The organism is Corynebacterium pseudopelargi (assembly GCF_003814005.1).
GTDB classification, from domain to species: Bacteria; Actinomycetota; Actinomycetes; order Mycobacteriales; family Mycobacteriaceae; genus Corynebacterium; species Corynebacterium pseudopelargi.
Window position 1 is genome coordinate 1,818,611 of sequence record NZ_CP033898.1, and the last position, 16,376, is coordinate 1,834,986.

The 16,376-nt window shown below is 58.7% G+C and carries 17 protein-coding genes; 8 read left to right on the forward strand and 9 right to left on the reverse strand.

What is annotated here, in order from left to right:
- Nucleotides 1-2: 2 nt before the first annotated feature.
- Nucleotides 3-1,379, reverse strand: a complete 1,377-nt coding sequence (locus CPPEL_RS08500; protein WP_123960708.1) for a phosphomannomutase/phosphoglucomutase — start codon at nucleotides 1,377-1,379, stop codon at nucleotides 3-5.
- A 156-nt stretch (nucleotides 1,380-1,535) separates the two neighbouring features.
- Nucleotides 1,536-1,925, reverse strand: a complete 390-nt coding sequence (locus tag CPPEL_RS08505) for a DUF3499 domain-containing protein (RefSeq protein ID WP_206608923.1) — start codon at nucleotides 1,923-1,925, stop codon at nucleotides 1,536-1,538.
- 130 nt (nucleotides 1,926-2,055) lie between these two features.
- Here CPPEL_RS08505 and CPPEL_RS08510 point away from each other — a divergent pair, with 130 nt between their 5' ends.
- Nucleotides 2,056-2,508, forward strand: coding sequence for a metallopeptidase family protein (locus tag CPPEL_RS08510; protein ID WP_206608957.1), 453 nt, complete (start codon nucleotides 2,056-2,058; stop codon nucleotides 2,506-2,508).
- A 66-nt stretch (nucleotides 2,509-2,574) separates the two neighbouring features.
- On the opposite strand, the gene CPPEL_RS08515 is transcribed toward CPPEL_RS08510, so the two are convergent.
- From CPPEL_RS08515 to CPPEL_RS08525, 3 genes are all read right to left on the reverse strand, one after another.
- Complete coding sequence (locus CPPEL_RS08515; RefSeq protein WP_164470406.1) at nucleotides 2,575-2,874, reverse strand: WhiB family transcriptional regulator; 300 nt, start codon at nucleotides 2,872-2,874, stop codon at nucleotides 2,575-2,577.
- 282 nt (nucleotides 2,875-3,156) lie between these two features.
- On the reverse strand, nucleotides 3,157-4,245 hold the full coding sequence (manB, locus tag CPPEL_RS08520; RefSeq protein WP_123960712.1) for a mannose-1-phosphate guanylyltransferase: 1,089 nt from the start codon (nucleotides 4,243-4,245) through the stop codon (nucleotides 3,157-3,159).
- Between the two features lie 217 nt (nucleotides 4,246-4,462).
- Nucleotides 4,463-5,341: a glycosyltransferase family 2 protein gene (locus CPPEL_RS08525; RefSeq protein WP_245990426.1), complete on the reverse strand. Its 879-nt coding sequence runs from the start codon at nucleotides 5,339-5,341 to the stop codon at nucleotides 4,463-4,465.
- Nucleotides 5,342-5,482: 141 nt separating this feature from the next.
- On the opposite strand from CPPEL_RS08525, the gene CPPEL_RS08530 reads away from it, so the two are divergent.
- The 6 genes from CPPEL_RS08530 (at nucleotide 5,483) to CPPEL_RS08555 (ending at nucleotide 11,146) form a co-directional block, all read left to right on the forward strand.
- Entirely contained in the window at nucleotides 5,483-7,012 is a 1,530-nt protein-coding gene (locus CPPEL_RS08530) for an LCP family protein (protein ID WP_123960714.1), read from the forward strand.
- An 11-nt stretch (nucleotides 7,013-7,023) separates the two neighbouring features.
- Complete coding sequence (locus CPPEL_RS08535; RefSeq protein ID WP_123960715.1) at nucleotides 7,024-7,653, forward strand: TIGR03089 family protein; 630 nt, start codon at nucleotides 7,024-7,026, stop codon at nucleotides 7,651-7,653.
- Between the two features lie 101 nt (nucleotides 7,654-7,754).
- Entirely contained in the window at nucleotides 7,755-9,029 is a 1,275-nt protein-coding gene (locus CPPEL_RS08540) for an ABC transporter substrate-binding protein (RefSeq protein WP_123960716.1), read from the forward strand.
- 94 nt (nucleotides 9,030-9,123) lie between these two features.
- Nucleotides 9,124-10,101 carry a carbohydrate ABC transporter permease gene (locus tag CPPEL_RS08545; RefSeq protein ID WP_123960717.1) on the forward strand — a complete coding sequence of 326 codons (978 nt, stop codon included), beginning with the start codon at nucleotides 9,124-9,126 and terminating at the stop codon, nucleotides 10,099-10,101.
- Nucleotides 10,098-10,925, forward strand: a complete 828-nt coding sequence (locus CPPEL_RS08550) for a carbohydrate ABC transporter permease (RefSeq protein ID WP_123960718.1) — start codon at nucleotides 10,098-10,100, stop codon at nucleotides 10,923-10,925. The genes CPPEL_RS08545 and CPPEL_RS08550 overlap by 4 nt, the downstream gene beginning before the upstream one ends.
- Nucleotides 10,926-10,936: 11 nt before the next feature.
- Nucleotides 10,937-11,146 (forward strand): hypothetical protein, encoded by a 210-nt coding sequence (locus CPPEL_RS08555; protein ID WP_123960719.1) that lies wholly within the window; start codon nucleotides 10,937-10,939, stop codon nucleotides 11,144-11,146.
- A gap of 51 nt (nucleotides 11,147-11,197) precedes the next feature.
- Here CPPEL_RS08555 and purE read toward each other — a convergent pair whose 3' ends face one another.
- The 4 genes from purE to CPPEL_RS08575 all read right to left on the reverse strand — a co-directional run bounded on the left by purE (nucleotide 11,198) and on the right by CPPEL_RS08575 (nucleotide 14,342).
- Nucleotides 11,198-11,698, reverse strand: a complete 501-nt coding sequence (purE, locus tag CPPEL_RS08560) for a 5-(carboxyamino)imidazole ribonucleotide mutase (protein ID WP_123960720.1) — start codon at nucleotides 11,696-11,698, stop codon at nucleotides 11,198-11,200.
- 2 nt (nucleotides 11,699-11,700) lie between these two features.
- Nucleotides 11,701-12,951, reverse strand: a complete 1,251-nt coding sequence (locus CPPEL_RS08565; protein WP_281270523.1) for a 5-(carboxyamino)imidazole ribonucleotide synthase — start codon at nucleotides 12,949-12,951, stop codon at nucleotides 11,701-11,703.
- Between the two features lie 105 nt (nucleotides 12,952-13,056).
- The gene (locus CPPEL_RS08570; protein WP_123960721.1) at nucleotides 13,057-13,524 is read right to left on the reverse strand and encodes a PH domain-containing protein; all 468 of its coding nucleotides are present in this window, start codon (nucleotides 13,522-13,524) and stop codon (nucleotides 13,057-13,059) included.
- Nucleotides 13,521-14,342 (reverse strand): biotin--[acetyl-CoA-carboxylase] ligase, encoded by an 822-nt coding sequence (locus CPPEL_RS08575; RefSeq protein ID WP_123960722.1) that lies wholly within the window; start codon nucleotides 14,340-14,342, stop codon nucleotides 13,521-13,523. The genes CPPEL_RS08570 and CPPEL_RS08575 overlap by 4 nt, the downstream gene beginning before the upstream one ends.
- A 288-nt stretch (nucleotides 14,343-14,630) precedes the next feature.
- Here CPPEL_RS08575 and CPPEL_RS08580 point away from each other — a divergent pair, with 288 nt between their 5' ends.
- Entirely contained in the window at nucleotides 14,631-16,262 is a 1,632-nt protein-coding gene (locus CPPEL_RS08580) for an acyl-CoA carboxylase subunit beta (protein WP_123960723.1), read from the forward strand.
- The last annotated feature ends 114 nt before the right edge of the window (nucleotides 16,263-16,376 follow it).

Consider the following 16,376-nt stretch of genomic DNA (forward strand, 5'->3'; position numbering starts at 1 on the left):
CACTAGGCGCGGATGATGGCCAAGATCTCTTCCACTAAGGATGCCACTTCATCCTCGGTGGGGGCTTCAACATTCAGGCGCAATAGCGGCTCGGTGTTCGAGGCGCGCACATTGAACCACGCCGGGGACTGGGCAAGCTCAACGGTGTATCCGTCGAGATCATCGATGGAGGCTGCGCGATCGCGGAATGCATCGATGACGGCCTGTGCGCGTTCCTGCTGCTGTTCGGCAGACGCAAGCTTGGAGTTGATCTCGCCCGATGCCGCGTAGCGGGTGTAGCTGGCCATGAGTTCAGACAGCGGGCGGTCTTGCTGGCCAAGAGCTGCAAGCACGTGCAGGGCTGCCAGGATGCCGGAGTCGGCGTTGAAGAATTCCTGGAAGTAGTAGTGCGCGGAGTGCTCTCCACCGAAGACGGCCTTGTGTTCTGCCATCTGCGCTTTGATAAAGGAGTGCCCAACGCGGGTGCGCACCGCGGTACCGCCGTGCTCTTGAATGATTTCCGGCACGGTTTTCGAGGTAATCAGGTTGTGAATGATGGTGGCGCCGGGGTGTTCTTGGAGGTAGCGCTGCGCCACGATTGCGCAAATAGCCGAGGGGCTCACCGGCTGGCCGAGTTCGTCGACCACGAAGCAGCGGTCGGCATCGCCGTCGAAGGCAAGTCCGATATCGGCGCCGACTTTCGGTGTGAATGCTTGGAGGTCAGTGAGGTTTTTAGGATCAAGCGGGTTGGCCTCGTGGTTGGGGAAGGTGCCGTCGAGCTCGAAGTACAGTGGTTCGATGTCGATGTTGAGGCCTTTGAATACCTCGGGCACGGTGTGGCCTGCCATGCCGTTGGCTGCGTCCACGGCCACCTTCAGGTGGCGAATACCGCTTAAGTCCACCAGGCCGCGCAAGAATGCACCATAGGCTGCCAGGGTGTCTTCTTCGGTGATGCTGCCGTGCGCGCCTTCGTAGCTGGGCACGCCTTCTACGAGCATGTCTACGATCTGTGCCAGGCCGCTGGCTTGGCCTACGGGGCGTGCACCAGAGCGGCACAGTTTGATGCCGTTGTATTCAGCCGGGTTGTGCGAGGCGGTAAACATCGCGCCTGGGCAGTCGAATTCGCCGGAGGCAAAGTAGAGCTGATCGGTAGAGGTCAGGCCAAGGGCGAGCACGTCTACGCCTTGGGCGTTGACACCCTTGGCAAAGGCTTGGGAAAGCTCCGGTGATGAGGGGCGCATATCGTGGCCGACGGCCACGCGGGTAGCGCCTTCTTCTCGCATGAGTGCGCCGAAGGCTTGGCCGACCTCGTAGATGAACTCAGCGTCGATGTCTTGATCTACAACGCCTCGGACGTCGTATGCCTTGATCACGCTGGTGACTGCTTCGCGAGAGCGCATGGGCGGGTGCCTACCTTTCGGAACAAACCTCTAACAAGCACCTTTGGTGCTTGGGCGAAGCAGTTGCTGCTTACGCCAACTTCCCGAAATACCCTACTCCGTTGAAAGCGTTTGGCCGAATAACTATTTGGCCATCATTGCTGTGGGCGTGAACGGTTAGTGCTCTTTTTCGGCGTCGTGCACGACTTGGAGGTGGGCGCGGCGGGTGGCTTTTCGCTGCGCTCGATGCACTGGGTGGTTCCTGCCGATGTCTTCGCTTTGGCCGAGTTGCGGCTGCTCGATGCTCGAACGCCCGGCTTGGCGCACGGCCTCGGCTAAGGCGGTGAGGTCTTCATCATCTTCTTCAAGGGCGTCTACGCGCAGGAGTTCCCAGCCGAGTGGCGCGGTGATTTTAGATGCGTGATGTTCACATAGATCCCAGCTATGGGGGTCGCTGCTTGTAGCTAGTGGGCCTACCACCGCGGTCGATTGCGCATAGGCATAGGTCAGCGTTGCAACGGCTGGCTTGCCGCAGCCTGGTCGGGAGCATCGGCGGAAGTGATTCACGCCCACAGAGTCTAGACCTCTACTTGAGGTTTTTGTAGCCCATGTGGCCATCACCCCCTTTTTGCGTGCATTGCTCCACGGCGAGGTGCCAACGCCCAAGCCCCCTATGCCAGTAGCATCGACGGCTATGATGCGCGCGTCAAAGGATCGTCATGGCCGAGGGGTTCGCGGCCCCTTATTCCCCACTGCGGTGCCTCGTTTTCGCACGCGCAGGGAGCTTTTCGACGCCGCCGTGCTACGTGCCTACGCGCCCATCCACGATCGCTGGCGTGAGCAATTAAGCCATTTGGATATTGCGGTAGACACCATCCCGAGGATGCGTTTAAACACCGAGGCTTCGCTAATCCCAGAGGAGATCACCGCCGATGGCATCGTGCCCCTTGGGCGCGTGATTCCGGCTGGCATTGATCAACACGGACGCCCCACCAGGGCGCGGATCGTGATGTTTCGTATGCCAATTGAGCAGCGAAGCAGCGATGCGGTGGAATTAGATGCCTTGCTGCGCAAAGTGCTGACCTCTTTGGTGGCTACCTACTTAAACCTCAGCCCGAAAGATATTGATCCAGACTTTGCAGAGGACTAGCCCTAGGGCTTGTAAAATAAAAAGCCCGCGGCCTTGTGGCCGAGGGCTTGATTGTTTGATCGTGGTTTAGGCGATCTGGTTTTTTAGACGACGACGCTCACGTTCAGACAGTCCACCCCAGATACCGAAGCGCTCATCGTGCTCGAGCGCGAATTCCAGGCATTCATCACGAACCGAGCAGGCGCTGCAGATGCGCTTGGCTTCGCGGGTCGAGCCGCCCTTTTCGGGGAAGAATGCCTCAGGATCAGTTTGAGCGCACAGTGCTTGCTCTTGCCACTCCTGCTCAACTGCCCCGAATAGCTCGTCAAGCGTGAGCTCTACTGCCGTCCGAGAGCGAGGTGCGGCGTTATCAGCCATATATTCCACGCCACCTTCCTCTGGTTGCTCCTGGCTTCTTACTGTTCATCTGCCTCCAAGAGAGCCAAATGCCCATCAAAGGAGACAATGAATTACACACCTGCGATTCAACACGCCAACACAAGATATCCGCAACTTTTTAGGCGAATTTTTCTTCACCACTTGCCAAAAACGCAGGCAGTTGTTCACATTCGCCACATCAGTCACAGAACTCTAGGGGTGGGGGTAGTAGGCGGGGGCACTACATATAGTGGCGCCCCTAGGTGTGCCTCACAAGAGCCCGAGAAAGGCCTAAGCGTCAGAGCTAAAGCGGATCCCCGAATCTGGCAGCTCAACACCAGGCCACACGCGCATGCCATCGAGCAATTCACAACGAGCACCCACCACAGCACCCTCGCCGATCACCGCTCCACGGATACGAGCATTGGCACCAATTCGAGCACCGGCAGCAATGATGGAATCTTCAATCACCGCACCTGGCTCAATGGTCACACCATCAAAGACCACCACATCGTCTAAGCGGCAGCCAGCACCAACCTCGGTGCCACGACCAATCACAGTGCCACCAAGCAGCAACGCCCCGTCACGAACCCCAGCGGATTCGTCGACAAGCGACTCGCCAGTCTTTCCCTCAAGCAGCGGCGAAGGAGCAATGCCGCGCACCAAATCAGAGGAACCACGAACAAAATCGCCCGGGGTGCCCATATCGCGCCAATAAGCATTATCTACATGCCCGAACACGCGGCGGCCCTGCTCAAGCAGCAGCGGGAAGGTGTCGCGCTCGACAGAGACCACGCGATTTTTAGGAATCTCCTCGATCACCGAACGCTTAAACACGTAACAACCGGCGTTGATCTGATCAGTTGGCGGATCCTCGGTCTTTTCCAAGAAGGCCTGCACCCGGCCATCGGCATCAGTGGGCACACAACCAAAAGCGCGCGGATCAGGCACGCGCACCAAATGCAAGGTCACATCGGCATCATTGTGGTGGTGGGCGTCAAGGATGGGGCCAAGTTCAGCGCCACCGAGCACATCGCCGTTAAACACCATCACGGTATCTGCACGCAGCTTATCGGCGACGTTGCGAATACCACCGCCGGTGCCAAGCGGCTGATCTTCTACAACGTATTCAATTTCTAAGCCCATATCCTCGCCATTGCCAAAGTATTCCTCGAATACCTCGGCCTTAAACGAGGTGCCAAGCACCACGTGGCGGATACCCGCGGCCTGAATGCGGGCAAGCAGGTGCTTTAAAAAGGGCACTCCGGCAGTCGGCAGCATAGGCTTCGGCGTATTCACCGTTAAGGGACGCAAACGCGTTCCCTTGCCGCCGACCAAAATGACGGCGTCGGTGGTTTCGCTTCGACTCTGCTTCGTCATGTCTTCCATCCTTTAAGAATCACTGTCGAAGCAAACGATAACCCGAAGCGCGCAAAATCTGAGCAGGGCGTGCCGTGACACGGATGAAAACTTCCTATCGTTTAGATCACCCCGAGCGTTTCATCCCTACCTCAAATGCGGGTACATAGCGCCTTTATAGCGCCCGAACTGCTGCTATAAGCTTCCAGCAATGAGCAAGACCCGGCGCGATCGATTCCTAGTGCTTCCGCTTTGCGTTCAGCACAGCAAGTTTTGCCCGAAGGTCTAAGCCCACCTTCAGCAGGATGCGTAAGGGCAACTGCCACCAATGCGGATGACGATCGGCCTGATAGCGATAGGCCGATTCATGGTGGGCAGGCAACATCGATTCCGGGGTTTTGGCCGCGGCATGGCCTACCGCGTGGGTGATCTGTGCTTGGGGGCAAAAGACATTGTCGTAGCCTGCGCGGGCGAGGCGATCACCTAAATCCACATCCTCCATGTACATGAAGTAGCGCTCATCAAAACCGCCGATACGCTCAAAGGCATCCCAGCGCAGCAGCAAACAGGACCCCGAGAGCCAACCGGCTAGGCGTTCTTGATCCATGCGGTTGCCATCGCGATATTCCTGGGTAAAGGGGTTTGATGGCCAAATCGTGCCCAACAGCGCATGGCCAATACCGTTGCGCAGGTTTGGCAGGGCACGCGCCGATGGGTAGGCGCTGCCATCGTCTTGGCGGATATACGGCCCGATGGCCGCGGCTTCTGGCCAGCGCTTCGCGCACTCGATCAGCGCATCAATGCTGCCTGGATCAAACACCACATCGGGATTGGCAATAAGGAAATACTCAGGGTCGATGGAGAAGTCCTGGCCTTTAAGCCATGCGGCACCGGCGTTCATGCCCGCGCCGTAGCCGATATTGCCACCGGTGGGCACAAAGTGCACGTTCTCGCGCTTCGATGCAGCCAGTTCTGGCACGCCATCGGTGGAACCATTATCTGCTAATACGCACAGGGTGTCGCCCGTGGTGGCCTGCTCTAAAGAATCGAGGAAGGCGTCCAGGTGCTCACCCGGTGAGTAGGTAACGGTGATCACGGCAATGGCTGGAGTATTCACAGATCCAAAGCCTACCCAAGGCTTGGAAAGTTGTGACGTTGCCCAAGCCAGTGGCCGAGCGTTATGAGATTCTGGCCCAGTCTGCCCTACACTGCTTTTCCGAGTACTTAATGCACGCCCACAGAGGCACCAAGGAACACCATGAGCAATAACATGCGCCGAAACCGCGATATTCGGCCGGCACCACAGCTAGAGCGCACCCGTGGCCAACAAGGCCCGCGGAGCCTGCGCACCGTATTAGCTGTGCTCAGCGTTTTGGTTTTGGCGCTTTCTGGCGCCGGTTATTTCACCGTGGGCAAGTTGGGCAATACCCTCGCTTCTGCCGGCAACCTCTCTTTGGGTGAGGCCAAGGGCGTGAAAGAGGCGGCCGATGGCGCCACCGATATTTTGCTTGTGGGATCCGATTCTCGTAGCGATGCACAGGGCAATGCGCTCACGCCGGAAGAAATTGAGATGCTGCATGCCGGTGATGAGCAAAATGACAACACCGACACGATCATGTTGATCCGTGTGCCCAACGACGGCAGTTCCGCCACCGCCATTTCTATTCCGCGCGATACCTATATCCACGACGAGGAGTTCGGGGATATGAAGATCAACGGCGTGTATAAGGCCTATAAGGACCAAAAGCGCCAGGATCTGCTCGAAGAAGGAGTGAGCGATGATCGCACGGTTGAACAGCAGGCCACCCAGGCTGGCCGCCAGGGCTTGATCCGTGAGGTAGCAGACCTTTCCGGTGTCACCATTGACCACTATGCCGAGGTTGGTCTTTTGGGCTTTGTTTTGCTTACCGACGCAGTGGGTGGCGTTGAGGTCTGTCTGAATGAACCAACCTATGATGAATTCTCCGGCGCCGATTTCCCCGCCGGTGTGCAAACACTCAATGGTGCCCAAGCCCTTGCCTTTGTGCGCCAGCGTCATGGCCTTCCCCGCGGCGACCTCGATCGCATTGTGCGCCAGCAGGCCTTCATGGCTTCTTTGGTAAATAAGGTGCTGTCTACCGGCACGCTGACCAACCCCCAGGCACTGAACAATATGGCCAATGCTGTGGAGCGTTCCGTGGTCATTGACGAGGACTGGGACATCATGAGCTTTGCCAACCAGTTGCAAAACCTTGCCGGTGGCAACGTGAAGTTCAATACCATCCCCGTGACCTCCATCGACGGCACTGGCACCTATGGCGAATCCGTGGTGACCATCGACCAAGACCAGGTTCGTGGCTTCTTCGATTCCCTGCTGGGCAATGGCGCCCCTTCAGAAGAACAAGCCCAGAAGTCGAAGGTGAACGTCTACAACGCCACCACCACCGAGGGCTTGGCTGGCACCGTGGCGCAGTATGTGCGCACCCAGGGCATGAGCATTGGCGAGACGGGCAATGAGCAAGAGCGCACCGATTCGGTCATCCTCGCCCACGATAAAGACGATGAGGTGGCCCAGGAATTAAGCCAGAAGCTCGGCTTGCCGGTGGAAGAAGACCGCGAGCAGCCTAAAGATGCCGTCAGCGTGATCGTGGGCTTTGATTATGCAGGCCCACAGGAACAAGCCCCGGAGGCAGAAGAAGAAAACACCGAGGCCTCTACCACCGTTGGCGAGCCCGGTGCCGATGCCGGCGAGGCCATCGTTGGCCCTGAAATTGATGCCGGTGGCGAAGGTCCACGCTGCGTGAACTAGCATCAGCGCCTATGCGCCTGCTTGAACAACTCCTTGCCCAAGACCCCGCAGCACCAAGGCTGAGCATCTATGACGGCGATGCACGCCTCGACTTTTCCGCCCAGACGCTTGATAACTGGGCGGCAAAGGTGGCCAATATGCTGCGCGAAGAATTCGACCTCTACCCCGGCGATGCCATCAGCATGGATCTACCGTGTAGCTGGCAAGCCGTGGTACTGACCTTGGGCTGCATCGCAGCCGAAGTGGAGGTGCGTGATGGCCAGGATGAGGATGTGCTTTTTGCAGAAGCTGCACCCGAAGGCTTTGATGGTGAGCTTGTGTTGATCAGCCGTGATCCTTTTGGCCGTGGCATCGAAGAAACCGGCGGCACGCTCCCACCCGGTGCCATTGATTTTGGCCCCACGGTGCGCGTCTATGGCGATGTATTTCCAGAGCCCGGGCCACGCCTTGATGCCTGGACTACCAAGGCCGAACCCCAGCGCGTGTTGCTTGAAGGGTGGCAGGACGTAGCGGGGATGAGAAAGGCGCTCGCGCCCATGGCTGCTGGCGGATCAGTGGTGGTGGTGACCGGGGGTGTAAGCCAGGCACGCTTGGATGAGATTGCTCGCGCCGAACGGGTGGACGCCAGGATTGAGGTCTAGATCTCAACCCCGAAATAGGGTGATCGACACCATTTTCGCCCCGCGCTGCGTACAGCGTCACTAGCTTGAACGGGGAAACCAAAAGGAAAGGGTTCGACGCCATGAAACACCTCAACCGCACCGGCGCAGCGCTTGCTTGCCTGGCACTAGCCTCTGGCGCTGCACTGGCCGGCTGCTCCTCCGATTCAGATTCTTCCAACTCTCAAGCAGCCTCCACCTCCAGCGATAGCCAAGCGCGTGGACCGATCACCTTTGCCATGGGCAAAAATGACACCGACAAGATCATCCCCGTGATCGAGGCCTGGAATAAAGAGCACCCCGATGAGGAAGTGACCCTCAAGGAGCTCGCAGGCTCTGCCGATGAGCAGCGCGAAACCCTCGTGCAATCCCTACAGGCAGGCAATGACGACTACGACGTCATGGCGCTCGACCTGCCGTGGACTGCAGAATTTGCCGCACGCCAGTGGATCGTGCCTCTTGAAGGCGACTACAGCGTCGATACCTCAGCCCTGCTGCAATCCACCGTGGATTCGGCCACCTATAACGGCACGCTGTATGCGCTTCCTCAAAACACCAATGGCCAGTTGCTGTATCGCAACACCGAGTTTGTGCCAGAGGCACCGGAGAACTGGCAGCAACTGGTAGAAAGCTGCGAAAAGATCGAAGACAAAGACGTCGATTGCCTCACCCTGCAGCTCAGCCAATACGAAGGCCTGGCGGTAAACACCATTGACTTCATCCACGGCTGGGGCGGCAATGTGATGGATGGCGATACCCCGAGCGTGGATTCAGAACAATCCCGCGCCGGTATTCAGGCCATGGTCGATGGCTACAAGGATGGTGTGATTGCCAAGAACTCCATCGCCGCTACCGAGGAAGAAACCAACCAGGCCTTCGTCGGCGGCGAAACCGCCATGGCAGTGAACTGGCCCTACATGTTCACCACCGCCGATGCAGAAAACTCAGCCGTAAAGGGCAAGTACGAGGTTTCGCCACTGGTGGGCAAAGATGGCACCGGTGTTTCCACCCTCGGTGGCTACAACAACGGCATCAACGTCAATTCCAAGCACAAGGCCACCGCATTGGACTTCATGCAGTTCATCGTGAACGAAGACAACCAGAAGTCCTTCGCAGATGCATCCTTCCCACCCGTGCTGGCCTCTGTGTACGACGATGAAGCCTATGTGGAAAAGTACCCCTACCTGCCGGCACTGAAGATCTCGCTGGAAAACGCCAAGCCGCGTCCTGTCAGCCCCTTCTACCCCGCCATTTCCAAGGCCATCCAAGACAATGCCACCGCGGCACTCAAGGATGAAAAGTCCGTCGACGACGCCGCTAAGGATATGCAGGCAGCCATCGCCAACGCAGCTCAATAAACCCCTCTCGCGCACCTGTGCTTTTTGTGCAGGTGCGCTGCTTGCTGCAATGCAGCTTCACACACCCTTTGGCTTGATCTTCTAGGATTTGTCCATGGCCTCTCCCTCGCGGCAACGCACCACTGCCTTCTGGCTGATTGCGCCCGCCCTCTGCGTGCTCGCGGTAGTGATCGGCTACCCCATCGTGCGAGCCATCTACCTGTCCTTTCAAGGCGATAAAGGCATCGACCCCGCCACGGGTTTGTTTAGCGATGGTGGCTTCGCCGGCCTCGAGCACTACCAATACTGGCTACTGCAGCGATGCACCAGCGCCACCGGCGCAAGCACCTGCCCCGATGGAGTAATCGCCACCGACTTCTGGCCGGCCATGGGCAACACCGTCTTTTTCACGGTGGTGACGGTGAGCCTGGAAATCATCCTGGGTATGGGCATGGCGCTGATTATGAATCGGGAGTTCCGTGGCCGCGGGCTCGTCCGCGCAGCAGTGCTGATCCCCTGGGCGATTCCCACGGCAGTGACTGCGAAGCTGTGGCAATTCATCTTTGCCGAGCGCGGCATTATTAACTCGCTGCTCCACGAGCCGATCCAGTGGACCACCGACCCCTGGGCTGCGCGAACCGCGGTGATCATCGCCGATGTATGGAAAACCACGCCTTTTATGGCGCTGCTGATCCTGGCTGGCCTGCAGATGATCCCCAAAGACGTCTACGAAGCCGCCAAAGTGGACGGTGCAAGCACCTTCCAGCAATTCATCCACATCACCTTGCCACTGGTACGACCAGCATTGATGGTGGCGGTGCTGTTTAGAACCCTCGACGCGCTGCGCATGTACGACCTTCCGGTAATCATGATCTCGCCTTCTTCCAACTCGCCTGCTGCCACCATCTCCCAGCTCGTGGTGGAAGACATGCGCCAAGGGCACTTCAATTCCGCCTCGGCACTTTCCACCCTGATCTTCCTGCTGATCTTCGCGGTGGCCTTTGTCATGATCCGCTTCTTAGGTGCAGATATTGCTGGCACGCGCGAGCAACGTCGACAAGCGAAAGAACAAGCCAAGGAGTTAGCACGATGAAAAAATCGCTGATTGGCAACTACCTTGGTGTTGTTTTGATCCTCGTGTGGGGCCTTGCGCCGTTTTATTGGATGGTGATTACCGCCCTGCGTGATTCCACCTACACCTTCGACACCACACCCTGGCCTACCCACATCACCCTGGATAATTTCCGCGATGCGCTGGCTACCGATAAAGGCAATGACTTCCTGCACGCCATTGGCAACTCGCTCTTGATCAGCTTCTGCACCACGGCACTGGCGGTGATCATTGGCGTTTTTACCGCCTATGCGCTGGCACGTTTGGAATTCCGCGGCAAAGGGCTCGTCACGGGCATCATCTTGGCCGCCTCGATGTTTCCAGGCATTGCGCTGGTCACTCCACTTTTTCAGCTCTTTGGCAACCTCGGCTGGATCGGCACCTACCGCGCGCTGATCATCCCGAATATCTCCTTCGCGCTGCCGCTTACCATCTACACCCTGGTGAGCTTTTTCCGCCAACTGCCCTGGGAATTAGAAGAAGCCGCCCGCGTTGATGGCGCCACCCGCGCCCAGGCCTTTCGCCTGATCCTGCTGCCACTGGCAGCACCGGCGCTGTTTACCACCGCGATCTTGGCCTTTATTGCCACCTGGAATGAATTTATGCTGGCCAAGCAGCTTTCTACCAATGCCACCGAGCCGGTAACGGTAGCTATCGCCCGCTTCTCTGGCCCCAGCGCATTCGAATTCCCCTACGCCGCCATCATGGCCGCCGGCGCGCTGGTCACGGTGCCACTGATTATCATGGTGCTCATTTTCCAACGCAGAATCGTCTCTGGTCTGACTGCAGGCGGTATTAAGGCGTAGAATTTTCGCCCATGAGCACCCCCAACAGCGAGCGCAAGGCACTCGTATTTGACGCGATCTTCGGATTCGTCGGCTTCTTTGCCTTCCTCGCCTTTATCCAAGCAGTGCTCAACCTCTTCCAGCCCGAGCCGAAGGTCTGGCCAGCGCTGCTTGCACTCGTGCTTGTGATCGCCACCGTGACCCTATGGCGCATCAGGCGGCGCTGGCACGACCCTTCCTAAGAAAGCCACCGAAACAAAAAAGATGCCAAGGCGTGTGCCTTGGCATCGCTGTTATTGCCCCATGAGCTTGCGACGAAGCGCTTCGTCTTTTGCCTCAACCTTTTCACGCAACTGCTCTTGGTATTCGGCCATGCGCTGGGTTAATTGCTCATCGCCAGCGCCGAGGATGCGCACCGCAAGCAAGCCTGCGTTTTGCGCCCCGCCGATCGACACCGTAGCTACCGGCACACCAGCAGGCATCTGCACGATAGAGAGCAAAGAATCCATCCCATCGAGCTGATCTAAGGCACGCGGAATGCCGATCACCGGCAGCGGAGTTGCCGCAGCCACCATGCCAGGAAGGTGCGCTGCACCCCCGGCGCAAGCAATAATCGCCTTCAATCCGCGCTGATGCGCCTGCTGTGCATAGTTGAGCATCTTCTCAGGAGTGCGGTGCGCCGATACCACGCCTACCTCAAAGGGCACACCGAATTCCGCTAAAACCTCCGCGGCCGGCTCCACGGTGGGCCAGTCCGAATCGGATCCCATGATGAGTCCAACAAGTGGTTGCATGTTTATTCTCCTTGCTCGCTTGATTGTTCTGGCCAGGTGGCATGCACCAGGAAATGTGCCGCTGCCTGGGCTGCGTTGCGGGTGGCTTCGAGGTGCTCGCCGCAAAAATTGACGTGGGCAATCTTGCGGCCCGGGCGATGCTCTTTGCCGTAGAGGTGAATCTTTGCCTTCGGGTAGCGGCGCATCACCTCGAGTACTCGTTTGTTCATGGGCATGGCGGGATCGTGCGCTGCGCCCAACACATTGGCCATCACGGTGTAGTTGGCGGTGGTGTGGGTATCGCCCAAAGGCAGGTCGAGCACAGCACGAAGGTGCTGCTCGAATTGGCTGGTGCAGCAGCCATCTTGAGTCCAGTGCCCAGTGTTATGCGGGCGCATCGCCAACTCATTGACGCTCAACTCCACAGCACCATCTTTGCCTTGGCACACAAAAAGCTCCACGGCGAGCACGCCTGTAACACCGAGCCCATTGGCAAGGGCCACGCTGAGTTCTTCTGCCTGCTGGCGCAGCGCAACGTCAAGGTTGGGGGCAGGGGCTACCGCCTCGGCGCACACACCATCGCGCTGTACTGATTCCACCACCGGCCATGCCTGGGTAGCGCCACTGGGGGTGCGCGCGACCATGGCAGAAAGCTCGCCGCGAAGGGCCACCTTTTCTTCTGCCATCAGTGGGGTGCCCGCCTCAAGGAGCTCCCCTACCTGTGTGGCGAGCGCTTCGCGGGTATCTGGGAACCACACGCCGTGGCCGTCGTAGCCACCGCGGCGGGCTTTGAGGCAGACTTCGCCTTGGACCTGATCCCAAAACGCCAAGGCATCTTCCACGCTGTCAATGCGCGCGAAAGGCGGTACTGGGGCGCCGAGTGCTTGCAATTTCTTGCGCATCTCGAGCTTGTCTTGGGCATAAATCAAGGCCTCGGGGCGGGGTTGCACATTTACACCTTGGGCAATGAGTGCATCGAGGTGCTCATTGGGCACATGCTCGTGATCAAAGGTCACGGCATCGGCGCCTTGGGCGGCACGCCGGACATCTTCAAGATTGGTGTAGTCTCCGAGCAACACATCGGAGCACACCTGGGCGGCACTTGCATCATTGCTACTGGCTAGAAGCCTCAACGATTGGCCTAGCTCGATAGCAGCAGTTTGCATCATGCGCGCGAGCTGCCCATCGCCGATCACTGCCACGATTGGCATATCGGGGGCGTGCGCTGGGTGACGTTGCTGATTTGCTTCTGCATTGCTCTGTTGCGCCTCAATCACCACGCTGACTATACGCGGGGGAGGTGTGTTGGATACATCCTCTAGTACCCCCGCATGGGCAAAGCACAAGGCTCCAAGCGCCAAAGCCTGGGCATCTTTGCCCTACCAAATCACGGGATTGACAATGCCTGCCTCAATGCTGGCTGCCACGGTTTTGGCTTTGGGCACAGACTCTAAAAGCACCAAATGATCCAGCCCTGCCACAGATAGGGTGATGTCTTTGCGGCGGCGTTGCACATGGCGCACCGTAGAAAGGGGGATGGATTCCACCTTTGAGCTCAACCCCGCATCGCGGGCAATGATGCGGTGGTCGGTAACGATGATCCTTCGCCTTCGTGCCCCGATCACTGGCAGCACAAAGCGCAGCAGCACCAAGATAAACCAGAGGCCAACCAGGGCATTGCGCAGCATCGGCCCTGGATCGAGGAAGGTGTGTTCCCGATCCATCCAACCGATGCCCATCCAGCACAGCCCGGTGATGACCACCAGCTCCATCACCGGGTAGAGCAATGAGCCAAAGGAGGCGGTGACATCGGCGCGCACCTGTTCTTCTGGGGCGATGCGGATCATTGGCCCACTCCATATCCTCCATGCTGGGCACGCAGGTGGAATACATCGCCGGCGCTCAGCTCATGTACCTCGCCTGCATCATCGCGCACCAGGAGCAAACCGGCGTCGCTGACGTTGATGGCAGTACCGAGCAGTTCTTTATCTCCCGGCAAGATCACGCGCACTTCGGTGCCGATGGTGGCGCACACGGCGCGATAATCCTCAATCAGGGCGGGATCATTGTCTTGCCACTGGCTCAAGCGGTGGTGCAGGCTCAGCATCACCTGGGCGGCGAGTTCATTTCTTTCATAGGCAATGCCCTCAAGCTCCAGGCTGGTGGCGTGAGGCACGGGCAGTTCATCGCGGCGAAGCGAGGTATTTAACCCCAATCCGATCACCACGGCAGGTTCAGGGCCAAGGCTTACGGCCTCGGCAAGAATGCCGCATAGTTTGCGGTGCTCAATGATGAGGTCATTTGGCCATTTCACCTTGATGCCGGCGTCTTTGGGCAGGGCGTCGACAAGCGCTAAGCCTGTGGCCAGGGGCATGAGGCCAAGCCTTTGCACACAACTTGCTGGCGGGCGAAGCAACAGCGAAAGCGTGAGTTGGGCACCGGAGGGTGACTCATAGCGGCGCCCCATCCTGCCGCGGCCTTGGCTTTGATGCTCGGCAAATAGCACGGTCCACGCGGGTGCTCCCTGTTTGGCCATGGCCACGAGATCGGTGTTGGTTGATCCGGTGGTCTCGACATGCTCGATGCGGGCCAGTGGGCCACGAGCGACCAGGCGGCTGCGTAGAGCAGTGATATTTAGCGGGGTGCGCGGATCTTGGGGGTGCATGGTGCTAGATCCTAGTCGGATCGGCCTCGAAGGTCTGTTGGCCTTGAGTGTGGTTGCGCTTCTTAGCGGCCGATCGTAGACCGTCCCCGGCCGATCGCAGACCGCCCCGCCAGATCGCACACCGCCCCGCCCGATCGCAGACCGCCCTGCCAGATCCCGCCTGATCGCTGCGCTGCAGCCTGGCAAATATATTTTTGCCCCTAAAAGCACCAGCTCAGCAGCTTGTGTGCCAATTATCACAGCGCGCATAGTTGTTTGGTTTTAGAAACAACCTTAAGATTCCAAAACATGACTATTTCCTCACCTTTTGTAGATGTTGAAGCGCTCAAGGATCTCACCACCACCGCCGGGAAGATCGCAGACTTTAAAGCACGTCGACGCGAAGCAGCCGCACCCATGGGTGAGAACGCACTGGATCGAGTGCGAAACGCCAAGCGACTCACCGCCCGCGAGCGCCTGGACTACCTCCTCGACGAGGGCTCCTTCATCGAAACCGACCAGCTCGCACGTCACCGCACCCACGCCTTTGGCATGGAACACAAGCGGCCCGCCACCGACGGCATCGTCACCGGCTGGGGCACCATCGACGGCAGAGAAGTATGCATCTTTAGCCAAGACGGCACCGTCTTCGGCGGCGCCCTGGGCGAGGTCTATGGCGAGAAAATGATCAAGGTAATGGAACTGGCCATCACCACCGGCCGCCCATTAATCGGCCTCTACGAAGGTGCTGGCGCACGCATCCAAGACGGCGCCGTTTCCCTGGACCTGATTGCCCAAACCTTCTACCAAAACGTCAAGGCCTCCGGGGTAGTACCGCAGATCTCGGTGATCATGGGCGCATGTGCCGGCGGCAACGCCTACTCACCCGCATTAACCGACTTCGTGGTGATGGTGGAAGAAAGCTCCAAAATGTTCGTCACCGGCCCGGATGTGATTAAGACCGTGACCGGCGAGATGATCACCCAGGAAGAACTTGGCGGCGCCGGGGTCCACCTTCAGCAGGCGGGCAATGCCCACTACACGGCCTCAAGTGATGAAGACGCCCTCGACTTCGTCTCCGACCTCGTGGCCTTTTTGCCCTCAAATAACCGCACCACCGCGCCCAGGGATCACTTCGAGCACGAGGAAGGCAGCATCGACGCCAACCTCAACCCCGATGACCTGGCCTTAGATCACATCATCCCCGACTCCCCCACCGTGCCCTATGACGTGCGCGATGTGATTAGTTGCTTGACCGATGATGGCGACTATCTGGAGATCCAACAAGGCCGCGCCGATAACGTGGTCACTGCCTTCGGGCGCATCGAGGGCGAATCCATCGGCTTTGTGGCAAACCAACCCACGCAATTTGCCGGCTGCCTCGATATTGATGCCTCCGAAAAAGCCGCGCGCTTCGTGCGTACCTGCGATGCCTTTAATATCCCCATTGTCATGCTTGTCGACGTCCCCGGCTTCCTCCCCGGCGCCGGCCAAGAACATGACGGCATCTTGCGCCGTGGCGCAAAGCTCCTCTACGCCTACGGCGAGGCAACGGTGCCGAAAATCACCGTGACCATGCGTAAGGCCTATGGTGGCGCCTACTGCGTGATGGGCTCCAAGGGCCTGGGAGCTGACGTAAACCTTGCGTGGCCCACGGCTCAGATCGCCGTGATGGGCGCTGCCGGCGCGGTGGGCTTTTTGTACCGCAAGGAACTCCTTCGCGCAGCAGAGCAAGGAGAAGACATCGTGGAACTTTCGGCCGCTTTTGAGCGCGAATACGAAGAACACATGCTCAACCCCTATCTGGCTGCCGAGCGTGGCTTGATCGACGCTGTGATTTTGCCCAGTGAAACCCGCGGCCAGATCAGCCGCAATTTGCGCCTGCTGCGCAATAAGCACGTCCAGCGCCCGGCCCGCAAGCACGGCAATATCCCGCTCTAAAGCACCACGCCCTCCAACCCCACTGCTGCAAGCACCGCGTTCCTCGCCACAGCGTCGCCACCACCCGCGCAGTACCGCGACCACCTTGAGAACGTTGTGGCCATCATTGCAGCG